Origin of the sequence: Citrobacter sp. Ca225 (assembly GCF_030337175.1) — a bacterium.
GTDB lineage: Bacteria > Pseudomonadota > Gammaproteobacteria > Enterobacterales > Enterobacteriaceae > Citrobacter_A > Citrobacter_A amalonaticus.
On record NZ_JAOWCD010000052.1, the window covers coordinates 142422 to 161389 of the forward strand.

Here is an 18968-nt window from a genome sequence, read left to right on the forward strand (position 1 = left end):
TTCTCCCCAGAGTGAATGGTGTTTCCTACACTCCAGGTAACATTCACTGGAGGCATGACATTATGGCGAACACCATCACGGCAGATGAGATTCGGGAACATTTTTCGCAGGCAATGTCAGCAATGTACCAGCAGGAAGTTCCGCAATACGGCACGTTACTGGAACTTGTGGCTGACGTGAATCTGGCAGTTCTCGAAAATAACCCCACGCTGCATGAAAAACTGGCCAATGCAGATGAACTGGCGCGCCTCAACGTGGAGCGTCATGGCGCAATTCGTGTCGGAACGGCAGACGAACTGTCCACGCTGCGACGCATGTTTGCGATCATGGGGATGTTTCCGGTCAGCTATTACGATCTCTCTCAGGCCGGGGTGCCGGTACATTCAACGGCATTTCGTCCCATTGACGATGCATCGCTGTCGCGAAATCCGTTTCGCGTCTTTACCTCCTTACTGCGACTTGAACTGATTGAAAACGCGTCGCTCCGCCAGCGTGCGGCGGAGATCCTCGCGCAGCGCGATATCTTTACGCCACGCTGTCGCGAACTGCTCGACGTCTGGGAGAGTCAGAAGGGGTTTAACGCGACGCAGGCTCGCGAGTTCGTGAAAGAAGCGCTGGAAACGTTTCGCTGGCATCGCCACGCCACCGTGGATGAAAAAACCTATCATGCGCTGCATAACGAACATCGCCTGATCGCCGATGTGGTCTGTTTCCCGGGCTGTCACATTAATCATCTGACACCCAGAACGCTGGATATCGACCGGGTGCAGTCGATGATGCCGGAATGCGGCATTGAACCGAAAGTCCTTATCGAAGGCCCGCCGCGCCGTGAGGTGCCGATTCTGCTGCGCCAGACCAGCTTCAAAGCGCTGGAAGAACCTGTGCTGTTTGCGGGCGAAATGCAGGGGACACACACGGCCCGCTTCGGCGAGATTGAACAACGCGGCGTGGCGCTGACGATAAAAGGGCGTCAGCTATACGATGAATTACTGCGCCATGCCGGTACCGGGAAAGACAACCTGACGCATCAACTGCATTTGCAGGAGGTGTTTAACGCGTTTCCGGACAGCGAATTCCTGCTGCGCCAACAGGGACTGGCCTGGTTCCGCTATCGTCTGACGCCGTCAGGCGAAGCGCACCGCAATGCGATTCATCCTGGCGACGATCCGCAACCGCACATTGAACGTGGCTGGGTGCAGGCGCAGCCCATCACCTATGAAGATTTCCTGCCTGTCAGCGCGGCGGGGATTTTTCAGTCGAATCTCGGTAACGAAACGCAGGCGCGCAGTCATGGCAATGCCAGCCGCGAGGCCTTTGAACAGGCGCTGGGGTGTCCGGTGTTTGACGAGTTTGTGTTGTATCAGGAAGCGGAAGAACGCAGCAAACGGCGTTGCGGCCTGCTTTAATCCAGGTATCCTGTAGGGATCTGCGATTAACGGGTAAATATGGACATGATCAAACCTGGTATTCCACTGATTCAAACTGTACAGGGACAGCTAATGGGTGTCGTCCAGGACGACATCCACCTTTGGCGCGGTATTCCTTACGCCGCGCCACCAACGGGGAAATGGCGTTGGCGCGCGCCGCAGCCGGTTACTCCCTGGTCCGGGATTCGTGACGCCAATACCTTCTCCAGCGCCAGCTGGCAGGACATTGAGTACTGCAAAGAGTTGGGCGGCGGCGATCCCGGCGCATTTTCTGAAGACTGTCTCTATCTCAACGTCTGGTCTCCGGCGGAACGTCATCAGCCGCTTCCGGTGATGGTCTGGCTGCACGGCGGCGGCTACACCATTGGCGCGGGTAGTCTGCCGCCTTATGACGGCGTTGCGCTGGCAAAGCGCAACGTGGTTGTCGTGACCGTCAACTATCGTCTCGGTCACCTCGGCTTTTTTGCTCATCCGGCACTGGAAGGCGAAGAGGGCGAGGCTCTCAATAACTTTGCTTTGCTCGACCAGATAGCGGCGCTGCGCTGGGTACAGGAAAACATCGCTGCGTTCGGCGGCGATCCGCAAAACGTGACGCTGTTTGGTGAGTCGGCCGGGGCGCGCAGCGTACTCTCGCTGCTGGCTTCGCCGCGCGGAAAAGGGTTGTTTCATAAAGCGATTGTGCAGAGCGGCTACACGTTGCCGGACACGCCTCGTGAAATCGCGCTGGAAAACGGCGTTGCGCTGGCTGAACACTTTGGTTTGCAGAATGCAACGGCGGAACAGCTACGCGCGATTCCGGCCGAGGCCTTCTGGCCGTTGGGCGCACCGTACAAAATTGCGCCAACACCTGTCTCTGGCGATGCGGTACTTCCGGAGCCGATGCTGGACGTCTTTTTCGCCGCCAGACAGCACCCGATGCCGGTGATGATTGGTTCTAACAGCGATGAAGCCAGCGTGATGGCGGTTTTCGGCGTCGATCTTGCCGAACAAATTCAGAAACTGCGTCGTGAACGCAGGCTGGGACTCGGCCTGATTAAGCTACTGTATCCGGGCGTGAAGGGCGATGAAGAACTGGGACGGCAGGTGTGTCGGGATATGGCGTTTACGGCATTAGGCTACGTGGTGATGCAGGCGCAACAGCGGGTCGGCGAGCCTTGCTGGCGGTACTGGTTTGATTACGTTGCGGAATCGGAGCATCACACCTATGCCAACGGCGCCTGGCATGGCAACGAAGTGCCTTACGTGTTTAATACTCTAACGCTCGCTGAACCTTCACGAAATTATGTGAACAAAAACGATCTCGCCTTTGCTGTCCACGTTGCGGATTACTGGGTCAATTTTGCCCGTCATGCCAGTCGGAGTTGCGATGTTCTACACGGACCGGTCCGTTGGCCGGCCTGTATTCAGGGCCGCGATCGGTTGTTACGTATTGGGCTGAATAAGTTTGCTGGTTTTAAGGTGGAGAACCGGTTTATGCGGGCGCGACTTGCGCTCTTTAAACGGGTGATGACCCAGCACGTCAGTCTCGACTAGCTTTGCAAAAGTTGAAAGTTTGCGCGGGGAACTTTACGTGGGAATCAGGCTGTTCCCATCGACACAAAATATTTTCCATTTTGTTCAGATAATCTGCGGCCAACAATTGGATTATTAATCAATTTTGTCTAGAGTGAGCGGTCAGAATTATGCATCTTCTTGCCGCTGTCGAGCGCCAGCGCGGGACCCTTCACATGACCAGAAGGATTTACTTTCAGGTATGAATCGCAGACGATTTATTAAAGGTTCAATGGCAATGGCCGCCGTGTGCGGTACCAGTGGTATTGCATCACTTTTCACCCGTGCCGCGTATGCGGCGGAATCCGACATTGCGGACGGACAAACCGTCCGCTTTGATTTTTCCGTGCTGCAGTCCATGGCGCACGATCTTGCGCAGAAACCGTGGGGCGGTGCGCCGCGCGCATTGCCCAATACGCTGGCGAATCTGACGCCGCAGGCCTACAACAGCATTCAGTATGATGCCGCGCAATCGCTGTGGAACAACGTCGAAGGCCGTCAGTTGGACGCGCAGTTCTTTCACGTTGGAATGGGCTTCCGTCGTCGCGTGCGCATGTTCTCCGTCGATTCCAGCACCCATCTGGCGCGTGAGATTCACTTCCGCCCGGAACTGTTTAAATACAATGATGCCGGCGTTGATACCAGACAACTGGAAGGGCAAACCGATCTCGGCTTTGCCGGTTTTCGCGTCTTCAAAGCGCCTGAGTTGGCACGACGCGACGTGGTTTCTTTCCTCGGTGCGAGCTATTTCCGCGCCGTCGATGATACCTATCAGTACGGGCTTTCCGCGCGTGGTCTGGCGATAGACACCTACACCGACACCAAAGAAGAGTTCCCGGACTTCACCGCCTTCTGGTTCGATACGGTGAAACCCGGCGCCACCACCTTTACCGTGTACGCGCTGCTGGACAGTCCGAGCATCACCGGTGCCTATAAGTTTGTGATTCACTGTGAGAAGAGCCAGGTGATCATGGACGTTGAAAACCGTTTGTATGCTCGCAAAGACATCAAACAGTTGGGCATCGCGCCGATGACCAGCATGTTCAGCTGCGGCAATAACGAACGCCGCATGTGCGATACCATTCATCCGCAAATCCATGACTCCGATCGTCTGGCGATGTGGCGGGGCAACGGCGAGTGGATTTGCCGCCCACTGAATAACCCGCAAAAGCTGCAATTCAACGCCTATACCGATAACAACCCGAAAGGGTTCGGCCTGCTGCAACTGGATCGTGATTTCTCCCACTATCAGGACATCATGGGCTGGTACAACAAGCGCCCAAGCCTGTGGGTGGAACCTCGTAACAAGTGGGGCAAAGGCACCATCGGGCTGATGGAGATCCCGACAACCGGCGAAACGCTGGATAACGTGGTCTGCTTCTGGCAGCCGGAAAAGGCCATCGAAGCGGGTGATGAGCTGGAATATAAATACCGTCTGTACTGGAGCGCACAGCCGCCGGTCCGTTCGCCACTGGCGCGCGTGATGGCCACCCGCACCGGTATGGGAGGATTCCCGGAGGGCTGGGCGCCGGGCGAGCACTATCCAGAGAAATGGGCGCGACGTTTTGCAGTCGATTTCGTCGGTGGCGATCTGAAAGCGGCCGCACCGAAAGGCATTGAGCCGGTGATTACACTGTCCAGCGGCGAAGCGAAGCAGATTGAAATTCTCTACGTTGAGCCGTTTGACGGTTACCGCATCCAGTTTGACTGGTATCCCACGTCAGACTCGACCGAACCGGTGGACATGCGTATGTTCCTGCGCTGCCAGGGCGACGCGATCAGTGAAACCTGGCTGTACCAGTATTTCCCGCCGGCGCCGGATAAACGGACCTACGTCGACGATCGCGTGATGCGTTAATCTGCGCCAACGCCCTTCGAAATGCGAAGGGCGTCAACAGCCAGGCATGCGAAATATCTGTTCAGGAATTAAACACGATCCTGTTCGCATTTTTCCCTAAGTCAAATGGGTAAGCTGATGGAGTGTATTTCTTATACACATGGTTTATCACTAACAGGGAGAGCGTATGTTTCCAGAATACAGAGATCTGATTTCCCGACTGAAATCCGAGAATCCTCGCTTTTTGTCGCTTTTTGAAAAGCATAACAACCTTGATCATGAAATTGCCAGGCTGGAAGGTTCCGATGGTCGGGGATACAATCTCGAAGTCGTTCGGCTGAAAAAACAGAAACTTCAACTGAAGGACGATATGCTCAAAATACTGCAGAAAGAAAGTGTTGACGCGGGATAATCCGCATTTATGAGCCGCCAGCCCTGGCGGCTTGAGAGAGATGACAAACCTTATCCTGATACCGGATAAGAAGAGATCACCTCATTAAAAATCAGGAAAATCAATTTATTGATTTTCGGCTGATAATTACAGAGAAGGAAAAACCTCGCTTTTTCCTTCTCTGTCAGCAATCTAAGCCGCCAGCCCTGGCGGCTTTTTTGTGCCTGAAACTCAGCGATGTGGTAAAACCAACTGGCATCCCGCGTGGGTATAACGCTGAACAATATCATCCGCTAACGCGCTGTCGCTGATAATCGTTTTAATGCAAGAGAGCGTGGCGACGGCATGGGGTTCCACCGCATCAAACTTTGAATGATCGGCCATCAGTATCACTTCTCGTGAACGCTGAATAATCCGCGTTTTCACGCCGACTTCAAACAGGGTGGCGTTAGTGATCCCCGTGGCCAGCGACAGCGCATCGCAGGAAATAAAGGCCCGTTCCACTGAAAACGCATTGAGCATCTCCAGCGCCAGGCTTTCACCTACCGAAAAGTAACCCGGACGAATAAGCCCGCCGATAATGTAACTTTCGACGTGCGGAAAACAGCCCAGTTCATTGGCGATTTTGATGTCGTTGCAGATGACCTTCACACGTGCATCGGCCAGACATTTCGCCAGTTCGAGGCAGGTCGAGCCGGAATCGAGAAAGAAACAGTCACCGTCTTTGATCATCGTGCGGGCAAGGGCTGCAATCTCTTTTTTTGCCTCGGATTGCAGTGTCCGCTTAACCTCAAAGACATACTCTTTGTCGTCCATACTGTCGTCGAAATCCAGACAGCCATGACCGCGAGTCATACCGGGATACTGGCTGGCGATATACTGGAAATCGCGACGGACGGTCGCCTCCGCATAACCAAACAGTTCCATGGCCTGTTGGGTGGAGAGATGACGATGTTGCCACAGATAGTGCAGCATCTGTTTGATACGGTCAGGGCGCTGTTGGCTCATCGAAGCAATCTCCTCTTACAGTCCTGCAAACCGGGATAACGTGGTGTGATAATTCTCTGATGAGAACAGTGCACGCCCCACGACAAGATGTTGTGCGCCCGCCGTCGCCAGGTGTTGTGCCGCAGAAAGCGTAATGCCGCCATCGGCCCAGCACGCGGCTTGTGGAAAATACTCACGCACCTGGCGGACTTTGGCGCACAGGGTGGGAATAAACTGTTGTCCGACCCCGTCTGGTTCGCTGGTCATCACCATTAGCGCATCCAGTTGCGGGGCCAGATAGCGATACCCGTCAATTGGTGTGGCGGGATTCACCGCCAGCCCGGCTTTTGCGCCGATTTCGCGAATTTCTGCCAGCGTCTCAGTAGGGTATGCCAGCGCTTCGGCATGAACAAAAATCCATGTCGGTTTGATCTCCGCCAGGATGGGAAACCAACTCTGCGGGCGGGCAATCATGAAATGAAACGAAAGGGGATGCGTCGTCTGTTGGGCGACAGCCTGTACGGTTTTGAGGCCAAAGGTGATGTTGTTAATAAAGCTGCTGTCTTCGATATCCAGATGCAGTGAGCCGATATCGGCATCGGCCAGCGCGCTCAACGTCGCCCCGTAGTGCAGTGGATCTGCCGATGCGAGAGAAGGGTGCAGAATCATATCGCCTCCGTTAACCGGTAATCTGCGCGAACAGCGCGGCGTCAGTTTGCGCGTGTCGGACTGCTGCGAGTCGTTCAGGCGAATCGATAAACTGGCTGATGCGCTGGATGGTGAGGATATGCGCATTGGCATCCGTCGCGCTGACGCACAGCAGCAGCCAGACCGGATCACACTCTTCATGCCCAAAAGCAACGGGCGTTTTTAACGTCGTGATGCTGACCTGATTATGGTTAGCGCCTTGTTCGGGCCGCGCATGAGGCAAGGCGATGCCGGGGGCAATGACATAGTACGGCCCCCAGTTCAGGGTGTTGTCGATAATGCCGTCAACATAGCCTGGTTGCGCCGCGCCGAAGGTTATCAGCGGGCGAGCAGCAATTTCGACGGCCTGACGCCAGTCCCTGGCCTCTCGCTGTGCCTGTACCCACTTAACATCGTTAATCATCAGTCGTTGACTCCTTGCCGGTTAGGGTTACTCTGATAGCGATCCCCGTCGAGACTTTTGACGAAGGCGGCAGGGATCGCTGTTCTACCGGGGGTAAGCGCGCTGCTTATCCCCTTTTTTATTGCCGCAGGTGATGCACTTTTTCCATAAAGCGACTGACCCGCGCCTGATCGACAAAGTTGGCGAATACGCCGTCCTTTTTAAAGGTGGTGGCGGTTACGCAACCGTCGGCGATGCTCAGTTGTTCCTCGACGTTTTCCAGACACACCCCGGTATTCGCCAGCACCACGGTATCCGGTACCGTTTCTTTGACCCGCTTCAGCAGGGCGCTGTCGGTGCGTGCGCCCGCCGTCAGACCAGAGACGCAAAGGGCGTCAGGATGGTTGTTAAAGACCGTGGATTTGGCAATGGAACAAATATCGCGATTACCCAGATACACCGCCGCTTCAGGCACAATGTTGAACAGCGTTTTGACTTCACCTGCGCCGATGCGGTGCTGATGACGAATGGTCTCGCCGACGTTCGTGTCCCAGACCCCAAAGTCGCTGGCGTAGGCACCGGTAAAAATCTCGCGAATGAATTTTGCGCCCGTCGCCATTGCCAGATCGAATGATGCGACCGGATCCCACAACACATTGACGCCAAACGGAATGCGGATTTCGCTCATCAACTGCCCAATCACCCTCGCCATTGCTGCCGTGGTTTCCGGGCGAACCTTCGTGAGATAGGGAAGACTAAACTCGTTGGAAAACATGACGGCATCCACGCCGCCATTCTGTAGCGCCAGCAGATCGTCCCGGGCGCGGTCGATAACCCAGTTCATCCCTTTCTGTGCATCAAAGCTCGGGTCGCCGGGCAATGCACGCAAATGGCACATGGCAATGACGGCTTTTTCCGTTCCAATAACCTCTTTCAGCCAACTCATGAAGGTACTCCTTATTCCGATAGTTCACGTTTACGTAAGAACAGCACGACGCTGGCGACGATACCCACCGCCACGACGACGCCAATAATGCCAAGTGACATCAACTCCGAGATTGACCAGCCAAACATGTTGCCCACGGACAGCGCGGAGATTTGCGCGTTTTCACCGGCAAAACTAAAGCCGCCCTTAAGCGCCATGTCGGTGAAATACGGGGCAAACTGCGTGGCAATCAACAGGACGGTGACCATGACAATCACGCCGCTGATCAAGGTACGAATCAGGTCGCCGCGATGGATCACCGTCGCCATACAGATAAAGAACGGTGCGACGGGCAGATCGGCAAGCGGCAGCACTTTGTTGCCGGGTAAGATGCTGGCCAGAATCAGCATGATGGGGATCAGCAGCAGACCAACGGCAATCGTGGTGGGATGGCCCAGCGTGACGGCGGTATCCAGACCGATATACACCTCGCGCCCCTTGAAATATTTCTGGAAAAATTTCCGTGCGCCGTCGGAGATGGGGAGCAACCCTTCAACAATCAGGCGGATCATGCGCGGGAACAGCACCATAATCGCCGCGACGGTAATCATCAGGCTGGCGCATCCTTTAAAACCTTCACCTGCAGCGAGGCCAAAGATCAGGCCGAGCACGACGCCGATAATGACCGGATCGCCCACCATCCCGTAGCGTTTCTGGATCTCCTGGGCATCGATGTTGCGTCCCTTCATGAACGGGATTTTTTCGTAGATAGCATCCAACAGAACGAACAGCGGTACGGAACTCGAACCATAACCTTGCGGGATCGAGATCCCATCCAGACCGACAATGCTTTGCACGCGTTTTGCCGTCCAGTCGGCCATTTTTAGCGACAGCGCCGCGTGGCAAATGGCTCCCAGCACGCCATAAATCAGGCTACCGGTCATTAACTGGACCACGGTGCCGGTAATGGCGTAGTGCCAGTAGTTATAGATATCGACGTTCATGGTTTTGGTCAGACGAGTGACCAGCATCGCGACGTTGAGCAGAAAAATGATCGGGATAATCATTGCGCCAATGGCGGTGGCGTACCCGACGCCGGAAGCCGGCCCTGCGCCGACGTCAAACACATGCAGGGTCAGGCCGAAGCGTTCAATCATCACTTTTATGGGCGGGCTGAGGCTGTCGATCGCCATCACGATCACCAGTCCCATCCCGACAAAACCAATCCCTACCGTCACCCCGGCCTTGATCGCCTGCAGCCAGGGAATACGGAAGATCAACCCAATCACAATCATGATGATGGGGACAAAAACAGTACCGCCGAGAGACAGGATGTAGTCAAACATAGTGCCTCCTTGTTATTGCGTTAACAGTGCCTTGATTTCTTGTTTTAAGGCGTCGTCGTTAATTCCCGTTAGCAGGGCCGCGCCGTTTAACGTGGGAACACCGTAATCGTTGTTGGTGCGCATGGAGGTCACAATCAGGTCCATGCCGTTACAGTTCAGCGGGATCTCATTAAGACAGCACTGGGCGGTGCTTGCCGCAATGCCTTGCTCGGCAAGGAACTCCTGCAACTTGTGTGCAATCATGGTTGACGTCGACATGCCGGTACCGCATGCCACAAGGATCTTTTTCATAATGGATTTGCCTCTTGTGTAGTGCCTGAATCAGGCTCAACGGGAAAGTGCTCGGCTGGCAGGCCAGCCAGGGCGGTCAATAAGCGAATGCAGTCAGTCAAATCACGCAGACTGGCGACTTCCGCCGGAGAATGGGTATAACGACAAGGGATGGAAAGGCTGGCGCAGGGAATGCCGTCCTGCTCAACCTGGATATAACCGGTTTCAGTGATAACGCCAGGCGCCACTTCGCGCTGCACGGGAATATGGTGCGCAAGAGCCGTTTGCTCGAGCATCTGGATCAGCCGTGGTGGTGTAATTAATCCCGCCAGCGTGCCACGACCGTGGTAGTTCAGACAGGTGATGCCAACGCCCTGATTGACGCGAACCTCTGAGTAGTCCTGCAGATCCGGCGTATCGCAGGACGGCGTGATATCAATACCGATTGCAAGATCTGGTTTAACGCGACGTAAAACCGGGACAATGCCGCGGATGTTGAACTCTTCCTGCACCGAGGCCACCAGATACACCGCGATATCCAGCGACGTCGCACCGATGGCATCCGCGACGCCCAGTAGCGCGGTACATCCCAGACGATCGTCCAGCGCTTTGCTACACACCAGGTCGTTCGCCAGCAGTTGCGGCGGGTTATACAGTGTAACCGGTGTGCCAACCTGAATGCCCATCCGCTGGGCGTCGGCTTTATCTTTCGCGCCAATATCAATCCACAGTTTATCGACGGAAGGCGACTGCGTGCGTTCATCCCCCTTTGCGAAGTGGTACGCCTTAATGCCGATGCATCCCATCACCGGGCCGTTATCCCCGGCAAGCGTGACCATCGAGCCGGACATGGTGACCTGCGCCGGGCCGCCCACGCGTTCGAAGCGCAAAAAACCCGACGGCTCAATTTTGCGCACCATAAAGCCGACTTCATCCATATGGGCAAACATCATCAGGCGCAAGGCGTTTGGGTTATCACTGCCGTAGCGGGCGACAACATTTCCTAAGCGATCGCGCCAGACCTCTTTTGCCTGACGTGTAAATTCGCGTAGCATGACCTCAGCGACGCTGTTTTCATGCCCAGAAACCGCATTGAGATGCAAAAGCGAGAACAGTGTTTCCTGCACAGAAAATGACATAAGTATCTCCGTAGACGATAAAACAATCACTCGTTGAGCGTTTTATAGGCGCTGGCTGGGCGAATAATTGTGAGCTGCTTCACGTGGAAATAGCGAAAGCTGAGGAAATAAAAAATAATGTGAGGTGAGTGGAATAAAAACGCTCAATGCTGATGAAAGTCTGAACGTGGGAGGAAGGAACGGGTGAGTGAAATTATTGAGATCGATGACACGCTGCAGCTACGGGCGGTTGAAGAATGTCACGTTGCCGGCCTGTATCAACTGGTATGTAAAAACAAGGCCTGGCTAATGCAGTTCTTTGACTGGCCGCAGTACGTCAATACGGAAGAGGATACGCGCAAAACGGTGCAGGGTAATATGATGCTGCATCAGCGGGACTACGCCAAAATGTTCCTCATTTTTGCCGGCGAGGAGATGCTGGGCGTGCTGTCGTTCAATCAGATTGAGCCGTTGAACAAAGCGGCCTATATCGGTTACTGGATAGACGAAACGCAGCAGGGGAAAGGGATCCTGTCGCGGGCGTTGCAGGCATTTATTCACCACTATGCCGGGCGCGGCGAGATCCGTCGCTTTGTGATCAAATGCCGGGTAAAGAACCAGGCAAGCAATCAGGTTGCGCAGCGTAATGGCTTTGAACTGGAAGGCTGCCTGAAACAGGCGGAGTTTCTGAACGGGCACTATGACGATGTTAACCTGTATGCTCGCATCATTGATTCGACGCTACAGTGAGCCAATCAGCGGCGTGCGGGTGATATGCTGATCGCCGTTGAACACTTTCGGCCCGCGCAGGTGAATGGCGTCGTCTGTGGCGGCTTCCACGGTGGTATGTCCCCGGATATCAACGTGATTTTCAATCAGCACCTCACCAAGAATGCGCGCATCGCCTTCAATCAGGATATGATCGTCGAGTAAAATGGGACCGCCGCACAACACGGCGTTTCCGCCCACCAGAACGTGATGTTTAAGGACACAGTTACCTTCAATCCGCGCTTGTTCCGCCACCTGTGAACTGTAGCGTAGCGTGGGGATCGCATCGTCTCCCGTTCCGGCGATCACCTGCGCCCGTCCGTACACTTTCGCGCAATCGCAAATCCAGACGTCGTTTTCGTCATTTCCTTCAATCAGCGCCTCTTCAAAGACCTCTGCCCGATGCTCAATAAAGGCGTAACTGACGATGGCATCGCCATAGATTTGTGCCTGATGGACAATGCGTGAATGGCTGACCGTGGCGCGGTCATAGATTTGCAGGATCTGATCGCGCTCGATGGTCAGGCCGCGCGCCGCGATGATTTCCGATTGCTGCAAAATTCGCGCATCGCCAAAGAGGTGGCAATGGCCACGGACCGTGGATGACTGAATAGTGACGTTGTCACTTATTCTGGCACCGTGACTGAGTTCAGCGCGGTCAATCCAGACATTATCGCTAATGTGAACGTTGTCGCGCAGAAGACAGGGTTGTGTGATACGCGAATTGCCCGAAATCGTACAGCCGGAAAAGGCCAGCGTATTTTCGTCGTAAATCCAGCAGTGTCCGGCGTGGTCCAGCACGCTTTCATCATCAATCCAGCCGCCGGCGTCACCGGCTTTCACATCATTAAAGTCAATGAGTGCAATAATCTGGCGTAGTAAAACGCTCATTTTATTGCCATTATCCTGGTAGCTGAACGCGCGCGGTTCGTCGCTGAGTCGGTATTTACGCATGAAGGCATTCCGTTTAGTGGCTTACTCTAACCGTAGCAAATTCTGCGGCACTGGCTAAAACGGATGAAATTCCATAAAATGCATTTCAAATATACTTTATAAAATAAACAAAATGAGTAACAGCAAGCATAGCGATCGTGTTCTGAACCTTCCCGCCGGCTACTTTGGCATGGTGCTGGGAACGATTGGAATGGGGTTTGCCTGGCGTTATGCCAGCCAAATCTGGCCTGTCAGCCACTGGTTTGGTGATGGTCTGGTGATTCTGGCGATGATGATATGGGGGCTGCTGACGCTGGCGTTTATCACGCGTCTGATTCGTTTCCCGCACAGCGTGATTGCTGAGATTCGCCATCCGGTGATGAGCAGTTTTGTCAGCCTGTTTCCGGCCACCACAATGCTGGTGGCGATGGGTTTTGTACCGTGGTGTCGTCCGCTGGCGATGGGGTTGTTCAGCGTCGGGGTGGTTATTCAACTGGTTTACGCCGCGTGGCAGACCGCCGGGCTGTGGCGCGGCTCGCATCCGCAAGAGGCGACGACGCCCGGACTGTATTTACCGACGGTCGCCAACAACTTTATCAGTGCGATGGCCTGCGGCGCGTTAGGCTATACCGATGCCGGACTGGTCTTTTTAGGCGCCGGCGTCTTTTCCTGGCTGAGCCTGGAGCCGGTTATTCTGCAACGTCTGCGCAGTGCCGGGGAATTACCCACTGCCATGCGGACTTCGCTGGGGATCCAGCTTGCGCCTGCGCTGGTGGCCTGTAGCGCCTGGCTGAGCGTCAACGGCGGCGAGAGCGACACGCTGGCGAAAATGCTGTTTGGCTACGGCCTGCTGCAACTGCTGTTTATGCTCCGCCTGATGCCCTGGTATTTGTCGCAGCCGTTTAACGCCTCATTCTGGAGTTTCTCGTTCGGCGTGTCGGCGCTGGCGACCACCGGATTACATCTTGGTCACGCCAGCCCATCGGGCTTTTTTCACACGCTGGCGCTGCCGCTATTCATCTTTACCAATGTTATCATTGCATTATTGCTGGTACGCACGTTCGCGCTGCTGATGCAGGGAAAACTGCTCATTCGCACAGAGCGCGCGGCATTACTGAAATCTGAGGATAAAAAATGACCCTTCGTGACGAAAATTACTTCACTGAAAAATACGACTTAACCCGCACCCACTCGGAAGTGCTGGAGGCGATGAAGGTCGTTAAACCGGGAAAAACGCTGGATTTGGGCTGTGGCAATGGGCGTAACAGTCTCTATCTGGCGGCGAAGGGCTTTGACGTGACCGCGTGGGATAAAAATCCGATGAGCATTGCCAACGTCGAGCGAATTAAGGCGGCAGAAGGGCTGGACAATCTCCAGGCCAACGTGGTGGATCTCAACGCGCTAACGTTTGAGGGCGAATATGATTTTATTCTCTCCACCGTGGTGATGATGTTCCTCGAAGCCAAAACGATTCCGGGCTTAATCGAGAATATGCAGCGCTGTACCAAACCAGGCGGTTATAACCTGATTGTTGCCGCCATGGATACCGCTGATTTTCCGTGCACCGTGGGTTTCCCCTTTGCGTTTAAAGAAGGAGAACTTCGTCGTTATTACGAAGGCTGGGATTTACTGAAATATAATGAAGATGTTGGTGAATTACATCGTACTGACGCCAACGGTAACCGAATTAAACTGCGCTTTGCCACGCTGCTGGCAGGTAAAACAGCCTAAGTCGATGTTCCGCTAACCCCCTCTGCGCCCAGCATTTTTCTTAAAAATGGGCGCTCTGAAAAAATTGTGCTTTGGTTACCATTTTTAATCCAACGCAGATGATTTCCCTTTGCTACTATTTCAACTGCATATTTGCATATTCTAAGGGATCGTTTCATGCGTACTCATACTTTATTTAAAGTTGCAGTGCTTACTGGTTTACTGGCGTTATCTGGCTGTGCCTCAAAAGTGACGCAGCCTGATAAATACTCGGGTTTTTTAAAAGACTACTCAGGTCTTAAGGAAACAAAATCTGCTACGGGGCATCCGGTATTGCGTTGGGTTGATCCCAACTTTAGTGATACCAAATATGACAACATTGTCTGGAACCCAATAACCTATTATCCGGTCCCGAAACCTTCCACACAGGTTGGACAGAATGTGCTGGATCAGTTGTTAAACTACACCAACACAAAGATGAAGACCTCTATTGGTCAACGTAAACCGCTGGTGACCACGCCGGGGCCGCGTAGCCTGATCTTCCGCGGGGCGATCACCGGGGTGGATACCAGCAAAGAAGGGCTGCAGTTCTATGAAGTGGTGCCTGTGGCGTTGGTGGTTGCCGGTACCCAAATGGCAACCGGTCACCGCACGATGGACACCCATCTCTACTTTGAAGGCGAGTTAATTGATGCGGCGACCAATAAGCCGGTGATTAAAGTCGTGCGTCAGGGTGAAGGCAAAGATCTGAATAACCAGAATACGCCGATGGCATTTGAGACGCTGAAACAAGTGGTTGATGACATGGCGACGGATGCCACCATGTTTGATGTAAACCAGAAATAATCGTGACGCGCCATCGTTTGATGGCGCGTTTCTTTATGCTGTCCGGCGGCGCAACAGCGCCGGTGGACGGGCAAACATCACCAGGTTTCCCACCAGAATCAGAATCAGTCCCGCTACCGCATTCACCTGCCAGCTATAACCTTCATAAACCGTAGAAAATGACAGCGCAACCAGCGGAAAGAGCAATGTGCTGTACGCGGCATTACTCGCGCCAATTCTTCCTACCAGCGTAAAGTAGGCACCGAAGGCGATGACCGATCCGAATACTGCCAGATACAGCAGGGCGCCGATGTAGCTGAAGGTCCATTGCGGAGTGAAGTTATCCCCGCGCAGAAGGGCAATCGTTGCAATCAGCAGCGTGCCGTACAGCATGGCCCAACTGTTAGTAGTCATCACTTCCAGACCTTTTTTCTGATGGCGCAGGCTGATCATATTTCCCAGAGAGAAACCAAATGTCCCCAGCGCGCTCAGACCAATCCCCAGCAGCAGCGATCCGCTAAATCCGCTGTTCATCAGATCCTGCCAGAAGAGGGTGACGATACCCGTCAGTCCCAGCGCGGCGGCGCAGTAAAACCGCAGCGGAGGTTTTTGCCCAAAGAAGAAGAAGCTATTCACCGCGTTAAACAGCACCGCCATGGAAAAGATAACTGATTCCAGTCCGGTATTGATCCAGGCGGCCGCCGTGTAAAAACACCAGAAGTTAAAGCAAAAAACGCAACTGCCTTGCAGCAGACAAAACAGATGGTCACGTAACGACAGCGTTCGTAACTTTCCACGAATCTGCATAATCAACATCATCAACGCCGTCGCCACCGCAAAACGCCAGAAAATCGAGACGGGTGCGGCAACCGGACCTTGCTGTAAATAAATAGCGATCCACGTGGTACCCCAGATCACCACGACCAGACAATATAATAGTGCGTTCATTATTTTCTCCCTTCATACCTAATAATTCACTGTCGCAGATTGCACGGGCGACGCGCTTTCATCGGCTTGCGGGATACTTGCAAAATCTTGCGCTTTTTTCCGTCGGACGGGTGGTAACCGCAATGACCTGCGATAGACTGAATGCCTGAATAACAGTGTTTATGTGGTGGTATGACCCGGTCCTACGATGCCTTTGAAAAGTTGAGTCAGCACAATGCTGTGTTACACGAGTCGGTCGAGCTGCGCTCGGGCGTTCAGTTAGCTGCATGGTCGAATAAGCGCGATACCATCACGCAGTATTGCGATCATCACACGCTCAGTCTGTATGTGGCAGATGGCTACGAGAGCTATCAAAAAACGGCCTCAGGCTGGAAAAATGGGGGCGGCCCGGACCGGTTTTGCCTGTTGCCAAAAGAGAGTGAATCTACCTGGGATATCCGCGACGACCTCTCGTTCGTGCATCTTTACTGCACTGACGCGCATTTGCGTGAAGTCGGGGAAAAAGTCTGGGATAAAAGCCCTTACCGTTTTACGCTGGATGAACGGACGTTTGGCAACGATCCAGGGATTACAGCGGTTTACCGCCAGTTTTTACTGGGCAACGACTGGCACCAGCCTGCGAATCACCTGACGCTCAGCGCCGCGTCGTCATTGCTGATGACCCATCTTATTCAGCACTACAGCAACGTGCAGTGGCGATTGCCGACGGTAACGGGTGGACTCGCGCCGGTGACGCTGCGTAATGTGCTGGCTTATATCGACGCCCATCTGGCAGAACCACTGACGCTAGCCGATCTGGCGCATGAAGCTGCGCTGAGCGAATTTCATTTCGCCAGAATGTTCCGCCAGTCGATGAAAATGGCACCGCATCAGTACGTGATGCAGCGCCGGATGGCAGTGGCAAAGCAACTGGTCTGTCACTCACAGCGTCCGTTAACGGAGATTGCGCTGGCCTGCGGATTCAGTTCGCCAAGTCACTTCAGTAACCGTTTCAAGCAGGTGACCGGGAAGACGCCATCGCAGCTACGCGCGTCGCGCCAGCCTTAAGACGGTGTAACAGATCCCGCCCGCGATCAGCCCCCAGAACGCCGAACCAATTCCGTACAGCGTCAGCCCGCTGGCGGTGACCAGAAACGTCACCACGGCGGCATCACGTTCGTTTTCATGACTCAACGCCTGATACAGGCTACCCGAAATCGTCCCCAGCAGTGCCAGTCCTGCCAGCATCTGAATACCGCTCGTCGGCAGCGCCGCCATCACCCCGGTAATCGAACTGCCGAAAATACCGGCCAACAGATAGAACACGCCGGCGGCAGCGGCGGCCAGCCAGCGTTTTGCTGCATCTGGATGGGCCTCCGGACTCTGGCAAATCGCCGCGGTGATAGCGGCAATGCAGATGGAATAAACGCCGAAAGGAGATAACAGCAGCGCCAGTAATCCGGTGACAATGATCAGGGGCGAGACGGGGACATCGTAACCCGCAGCTTTCATGGTCGCCACACCGGGCGCATTCTGCGACGCCATCGTCACCAGAAAGAGCGGTACGGCAATCCCCAGACTGTGGGCCAGCGAAAACTGAGGGGCAATAAATGTGGGCAACACCGGGGTCATCGCTAACGAAGAGGTGGCAATGTCACCTTCAAATAACGCAATGACCGCACCCGCAATCAGCGCCGCAATCACCGCATAGCGCGGTGCAATACGCTTCAGAATCAACCACGCCAACAACATGCCGCCACAAAGCAGAAACTGATCATTGAGACTGGCAAATGCCTGCAGGCCAAAGCGGAGCAAAATCCCGGCCAGCATGGCTGCCGCCAGCGAATGGGGGATGACCTGCATCAGGCGGGCGAATAATCCGGTCACGCCGCACAACACGATCAGCGCGTTGGCGATGATGAACACGCCAATCGCCTCCGGCAGCGTCAGTCCCTGGAGTCCAGTCACCAACAGCGCCGCACCGGGTGTTGACCATGCTGTCAATACAGGCGCACGATACCAGAACGTCAGGATCAACGTACTGACCCCCATCGCGAGGCCCAGAGCGCTCATCCAGCCGGTAATTTGCGCGGTACTGGCACCCGCCGCCACGGCGGCCTGCCAGATGATGGCCGCTGAACTGGCATAGCCGACCAGTACGGCGACAAAGCCAGAAAGCAGCGTAGGTAAGGGGAGGGAAAATGAACGCATAGGCATTCCTTGTGCGTTATAACGGTCATTTAATCTAGCATCTGGGCGTTATAACGTACAAGTGGTAAGCTGATGTTTTGGGAGGATATCAATGGACAACCTGACACACTATCTGGCGAACACCTTGAAAACATTGCGCAAACAGCGTGAGTGGAGTTTATCGCGCCTGGCCGAGGCCACCGGTGTGTCAAAAGCGATGCTCGGGCAAATTGAGCGCAACGAGTCCAGTCCCACGGTGGCGACGTTATGGAAGATTGCCACCGGGCTGAATGTCCCGTTCTCTACCTTTATTTCGCCGCCGGAATCTGAGCCACTGCCGACGTTTGATCCGCAAGAGCAGGCGATGGTCGTGACGCCGTTGTTCCCGTGGGATCCGGTGCTGTGTTTTGATCACTTTTCAATTTTGCTGGCACCCGGCGCGCTCAGCGAATCCACGCCGCACGAAGCGGACGTGATTGAACATGTGGTGGTAATCGCAGGCGATCTGGAGATGTGCATTGACCAGCAATGGCGCGTCATCAGGGCTGGAGAAGGCATTCGTTTTGCCGGCGATAGCGCACATGCTTATCGCAACAGTAGCGAACAGACCGTGCACTTTCATTCGCTCATCCATTACCCGCGCAGTTAAGCGGGAAAACAATTTCGCAAAGCG

20 protein-coding genes are annotated in these 18968 nt (G+C 54.4%); 10 read left to right on the forward strand and 10 right to left on the reverse strand.

All coding sequences use genetic code 11. The annotated features are described in order from the left end of the window. The first annotated feature begins 62 nt into the window (after positions 1 to 62). The 4 genes from hglS (at position 63) to OGW13_RS04970 (ending at position 5227) form a co-directional block, all read left to right on the forward strand. On the forward strand, positions 63 to 1406 hold the full coding sequence (hglS, locus tag OGW13_RS04955) for a 2-oxoadipate dioxygenase/decarboxylase HglS (protein ID WP_044257856.1): 1344 nt from the start codon (positions 63 to 65) through the stop codon (positions 1404 to 1406). 45 nt (positions 1407 to 1451) lie between these two features. Continuing rightward, entirely contained in the window at positions 1452 to 2960 is a 1509-nt protein-coding gene (locus tag OGW13_RS04960; protein WP_287115775.1) for a carboxylesterase/lipase family protein, read from the forward strand. Between the two features lie 220 nt (positions 2961 to 3180). After that, the gene (locus tag OGW13_RS04965; protein WP_044327040.1) at positions 3181 to 4836 is read left to right on the forward strand and encodes a glucan biosynthesis protein D; all 1656 of its coding nucleotides are present in this window, start codon (positions 3181 to 3183) and stop codon (positions 4834 to 4836) included. A gap of 166 nt (positions 4837 to 5002) precedes the next feature. Further along, complete coding sequence (locus OGW13_RS04970) at positions 5003 to 5227, forward strand: HP1242/YdcH family protein (protein WP_042318909.1); 225 nt, start codon at positions 5003 to 5005, stop codon at positions 5225 to 5227. Between the two features lie 210 nt (positions 5228 to 5437). Here OGW13_RS04970 and OGW13_RS04975 read toward each other — a convergent pair whose 3' ends face one another. The 7 genes from OGW13_RS04975 to OGW13_RS05005 all read right to left on the reverse strand — a co-directional run bounded on the left by OGW13_RS04975 (position 5438) and on the right by OGW13_RS05005 (position 10963). Beyond that, on the reverse strand, positions 5438 to 6214 hold the full coding sequence (locus OGW13_RS04975) for a DeoR/GlpR family DNA-binding transcription regulator (RefSeq protein WP_044257858.1): 777 nt from the start codon (positions 6212 to 6214) through the stop codon (positions 5438 to 5440). A gap of 15 nt (positions 6215 to 6229) precedes the next feature. Continuing rightward, on the reverse strand, positions 6230 to 6862 hold the full coding sequence (locus tag OGW13_RS04980) for a ribulose-phosphate 3 epimerase family protein (protein ID WP_287115766.1): 633 nt from the start codon (positions 6860 to 6862) through the stop codon (positions 6230 to 6232). Positions 6863 to 6872: 10 nt separating this feature from the next. Then, complete coding sequence (gene sgcA, locus OGW13_RS04985; protein ID WP_287115768.1) at positions 6873 to 7304, reverse strand: SgcA family PTS sugar transporter subunit IIA; 432 nt, start codon at positions 7302 to 7304, stop codon at positions 6873 to 6875. Positions 7305 to 7422: 118 nt separating this feature from the next. After that, the gene (sgcQ, locus tag OGW13_RS04990) at positions 7423 to 8229 is read right to left on the reverse strand and encodes a BtpA family protein SgcQ (protein WP_042318916.1); all 807 of its coding nucleotides are present in this window, start codon (positions 8227 to 8229) and stop codon (positions 7423 to 7425) included. Positions 8230 to 8240: 11 nt separating this feature from the next. After that, a complete protein-coding gene (gene sgcC, locus OGW13_RS04995) occupies positions 8241 to 9554 on the reverse strand; it encodes a PTS sugar transporter subunit IIC SgcC (RefSeq protein WP_044257862.1) in 1314 nt (437 codons plus the stop codon). 12 nt (positions 9555 to 9566) lie between these two features. After that, a complete protein-coding gene (gene sgcB / locus OGW13_RS05000) occupies positions 9567 to 9845 on the reverse strand; it encodes a PTS sugar transporter subunit IIB SgcB (RefSeq protein ID WP_086512595.1) in 279 nt (92 codons plus the stop codon). Beyond that, positions 9842 to 10963 carry a M42 family metallopeptidase gene (locus OGW13_RS05005; protein WP_054176208.1) on the reverse strand — a complete coding sequence of 374 codons (1122 nt, stop codon included), beginning with the start codon at positions 10961 to 10963 and terminating at the stop codon, positions 9842 to 9844. Before OGW13_RS05005 ends, sgcB begins: the two co-directional genes overlap by 4 nt. A 183-nt stretch (positions 10964 to 11146) precedes the next feature. On the opposite strand from OGW13_RS05005, the gene rimL reads away from it, so the two are divergent. After that, positions 11147 to 11692 carry a 50S ribosomal protein L7/L12-serine acetyltransferase gene (rimL, locus tag OGW13_RS05010; RefSeq protein WP_044327416.1) on the forward strand — a complete coding sequence of 182 codons (546 nt, stop codon included), beginning with the start codon at positions 11147 to 11149 and terminating at the stop codon, positions 11690 to 11692. Here the strand turns inward: rimL and ydcK are convergent. Beyond that, the gene (gene ydcK, locus OGW13_RS05015; RefSeq protein WP_054176207.1) at positions 11684 to 12664 is read right to left on the reverse strand and encodes a YdcK family protein; all 981 of its coding nucleotides are present in this window, start codon (positions 12662 to 12664) and stop codon (positions 11684 to 11686) included. The genes rimL and ydcK overlap by 9 nt on opposite strands. A gap of 112 nt (positions 12665 to 12776) precedes the next feature. Between ydcK and tehA the strand changes: the two genes are divergently transcribed. From tehA to OGW13_RS05030, 3 genes are all read left to right on the forward strand, one after another. After that, positions 12777 to 13781, forward strand: coding sequence for a dicarboxylate transporter/tellurite-resistance protein TehA (gene tehA / locus OGW13_RS05020; protein WP_044257870.1), 1005 nt, complete (start codon positions 12777 to 12779; stop codon positions 13779 to 13781). Then, a complete protein-coding gene (tehB, locus tag OGW13_RS05025) occupies positions 13778 to 14374 on the forward strand; it encodes a tellurite resistance methyltransferase TehB (RefSeq protein WP_054176206.1) in 597 nt (198 codons plus the stop codon). The genes tehA and tehB overlap by 4 nt, the downstream gene beginning before the upstream one ends. Positions 14375 to 14530: 156 nt before the next feature. Then, positions 14531 to 15199, forward strand: a complete 669-nt coding sequence (locus tag OGW13_RS05030; protein ID WP_043000637.1) for a DUF3313 domain-containing protein — start codon at positions 14531 to 14533, stop codon at positions 15197 to 15199. Positions 15200 to 15232: 33 nt separating this feature from the next. On the opposite strand, the gene OGW13_RS05035 is transcribed toward OGW13_RS05030, so the two are convergent. Then, positions 15233 to 16126 carry a DMT family transporter gene (locus OGW13_RS05035; RefSeq protein ID WP_044257872.1) on the reverse strand — a complete coding sequence of 298 codons (894 nt, stop codon included), beginning with the start codon at positions 16124 to 16126 and terminating at the stop codon, positions 15233 to 15235. Between the two features lie 171 nt (positions 16127 to 16297). Here OGW13_RS05035 and OGW13_RS05040 point away from each other — a divergent pair, with 171 nt between their 5' ends. Beyond that, positions 16298 to 17173 carry a helix-turn-helix domain-containing protein gene (locus tag OGW13_RS05040; RefSeq protein ID WP_043000639.1) on the forward strand — a complete coding sequence of 292 codons (876 nt, stop codon included), beginning with the start codon at positions 16298 to 16300 and terminating at the stop codon, positions 17171 to 17173. Here the strand turns inward: OGW13_RS05040 and OGW13_RS05045 are convergent. Beyond that, complete coding sequence (locus tag OGW13_RS05045) at positions 17150 to 18316, reverse strand: benzoate/H(+) symporter BenE family transporter (protein WP_287115769.1); 1167 nt, start codon at positions 18314 to 18316, stop codon at positions 17150 to 17152. The genes OGW13_RS05040 and OGW13_RS05045 overlap by 24 nt on opposite strands. 91 nt (positions 18317 to 18407) lie before the next feature. Between OGW13_RS05045 and OGW13_RS05050 the strand changes: the two genes are divergently transcribed. Beyond that, positions 18408 to 18944: a helix-turn-helix domain-containing protein gene (locus tag OGW13_RS05050; RefSeq protein WP_054176204.1), complete on the forward strand. Its 537-nt coding sequence runs from the start codon at positions 18408 to 18410 to the stop codon at positions 18942 to 18944. Positions 18945 to 18968: the final 24 nt, after the last annotated feature.

Excerpts from the sequence above, each read along its gene's own strand:
- hglS (WP_044257856.1), top strand. The coding sequence starts at position 63 with ATGGCGAACACCATCACGGCAGATGAGATTCGGGAACATTTTTCGCAG.
- OGW13_RS04960 (WP_287115775.1), top strand. The coding sequence starts at position 1,452 with ATGATCAAACCTGGTATTCCACTGATTCAAACTGTACAGGGACAGCTA.
- OGW13_RS04965 (WP_044327040.1), top strand. The coding sequence starts at position 3,181 with ATGAATCGCAGACGATTTATTAAAGGTTCAATGGCAATGGCCGCCGTG.
- OGW13_RS04970 (WP_042318909.1), top strand. The coding sequence starts at position 5,003 with ATGTTTCCAGAATACAGAGATCTGATTTCCCGACTGAAATCCGAGAAT.
- OGW13_RS04975 (WP_044257858.1), bottom strand. The coding sequence starts at position 6,214 with ATGAGCCAACAGCGCCCTGACCGTATCAAACAGATGCTGCACTATCTG.
- OGW13_RS04980 (WP_287115766.1), bottom strand. The coding sequence starts at position 6,862 with ATGATTCTGCACCCTTCTCTCGCATCGGCAGATCCACTGCACTACGGG.
- sgcA (WP_287115768.1), bottom strand. The coding sequence starts at position 7,304 with ATGATTAACGATGTTAAGTGGGTACAGGCACAGCGAGAGGCCAGGGAC.
- sgcQ (WP_042318916.1), bottom strand. The coding sequence starts at position 8,229 with ATGAGTTGGCTGAAAGAGGTTATTGGAACGGAAAAAGCCGTCATTGCC.
- sgcC (WP_044257862.1), bottom strand. The coding sequence starts at position 9,554 with ATGTTTGACTACATCCTGTCTCTCGGCGGTACTGTTTTTGTCCCCATC.
- sgcB (WP_086512595.1), bottom strand. The coding sequence starts at position 9,845 with ATGAAAAAGATCCTTGTGGCATGCGGTACCGGCATGTCGACGTCAACC.
- OGW13_RS05005 (WP_054176208.1), bottom strand. The coding sequence starts at position 10,963 with ATGTCATTTTCTGTGCAGGAAACACTGTTCTCGCTTTTGCATCTCAAT.
- ydcK (WP_054176207.1), bottom strand. The coding sequence starts at position 12,664 with ATGCGTAAATACCGACTCAGCGACGAACCGCGCGCGTTCAGCTACCAG.
- tehA (WP_044257870.1), top strand. The coding sequence starts at position 12,777 with ATGAGTAACAGCAAGCATAGCGATCGTGTTCTGAACCTTCCCGCCGGC.
- tehB (WP_054176206.1), top strand. The coding sequence starts at position 13,778 with ATGACCCTTCGTGACGAAAATTACTTCACTGAAAAATACGACTTAACC.
- OGW13_RS05030 (WP_043000637.1), top strand. The coding sequence starts at position 14,531 with ATGCGTACTCATACTTTATTTAAAGTTGCAGTGCTTACTGGTTTACTG.
- OGW13_RS05035 (WP_044257872.1), bottom strand. The coding sequence starts at position 16,126 with ATGAACGCACTATTATATTGTCTGGTCGTGGTGATCTGGGGTACCACG.
- OGW13_RS05040 (WP_043000639.1), top strand. The coding sequence starts at position 16,298 with ATGACCCGGTCCTACGATGCCTTTGAAAAGTTGAGTCAGCACAATGCT.
- OGW13_RS05045 (WP_287115769.1), bottom strand. The coding sequence starts at position 18,316 with ATGCGTTCATTTTCCCTCCCCTTACCTACGCTGCTTTCTGGCTTTGTC.
- OGW13_RS05050 (WP_054176204.1), top strand. The coding sequence starts at position 18,408 with ATGGACAACCTGACACACTATCTGGCGAACACCTTGAAAACATTGCGC.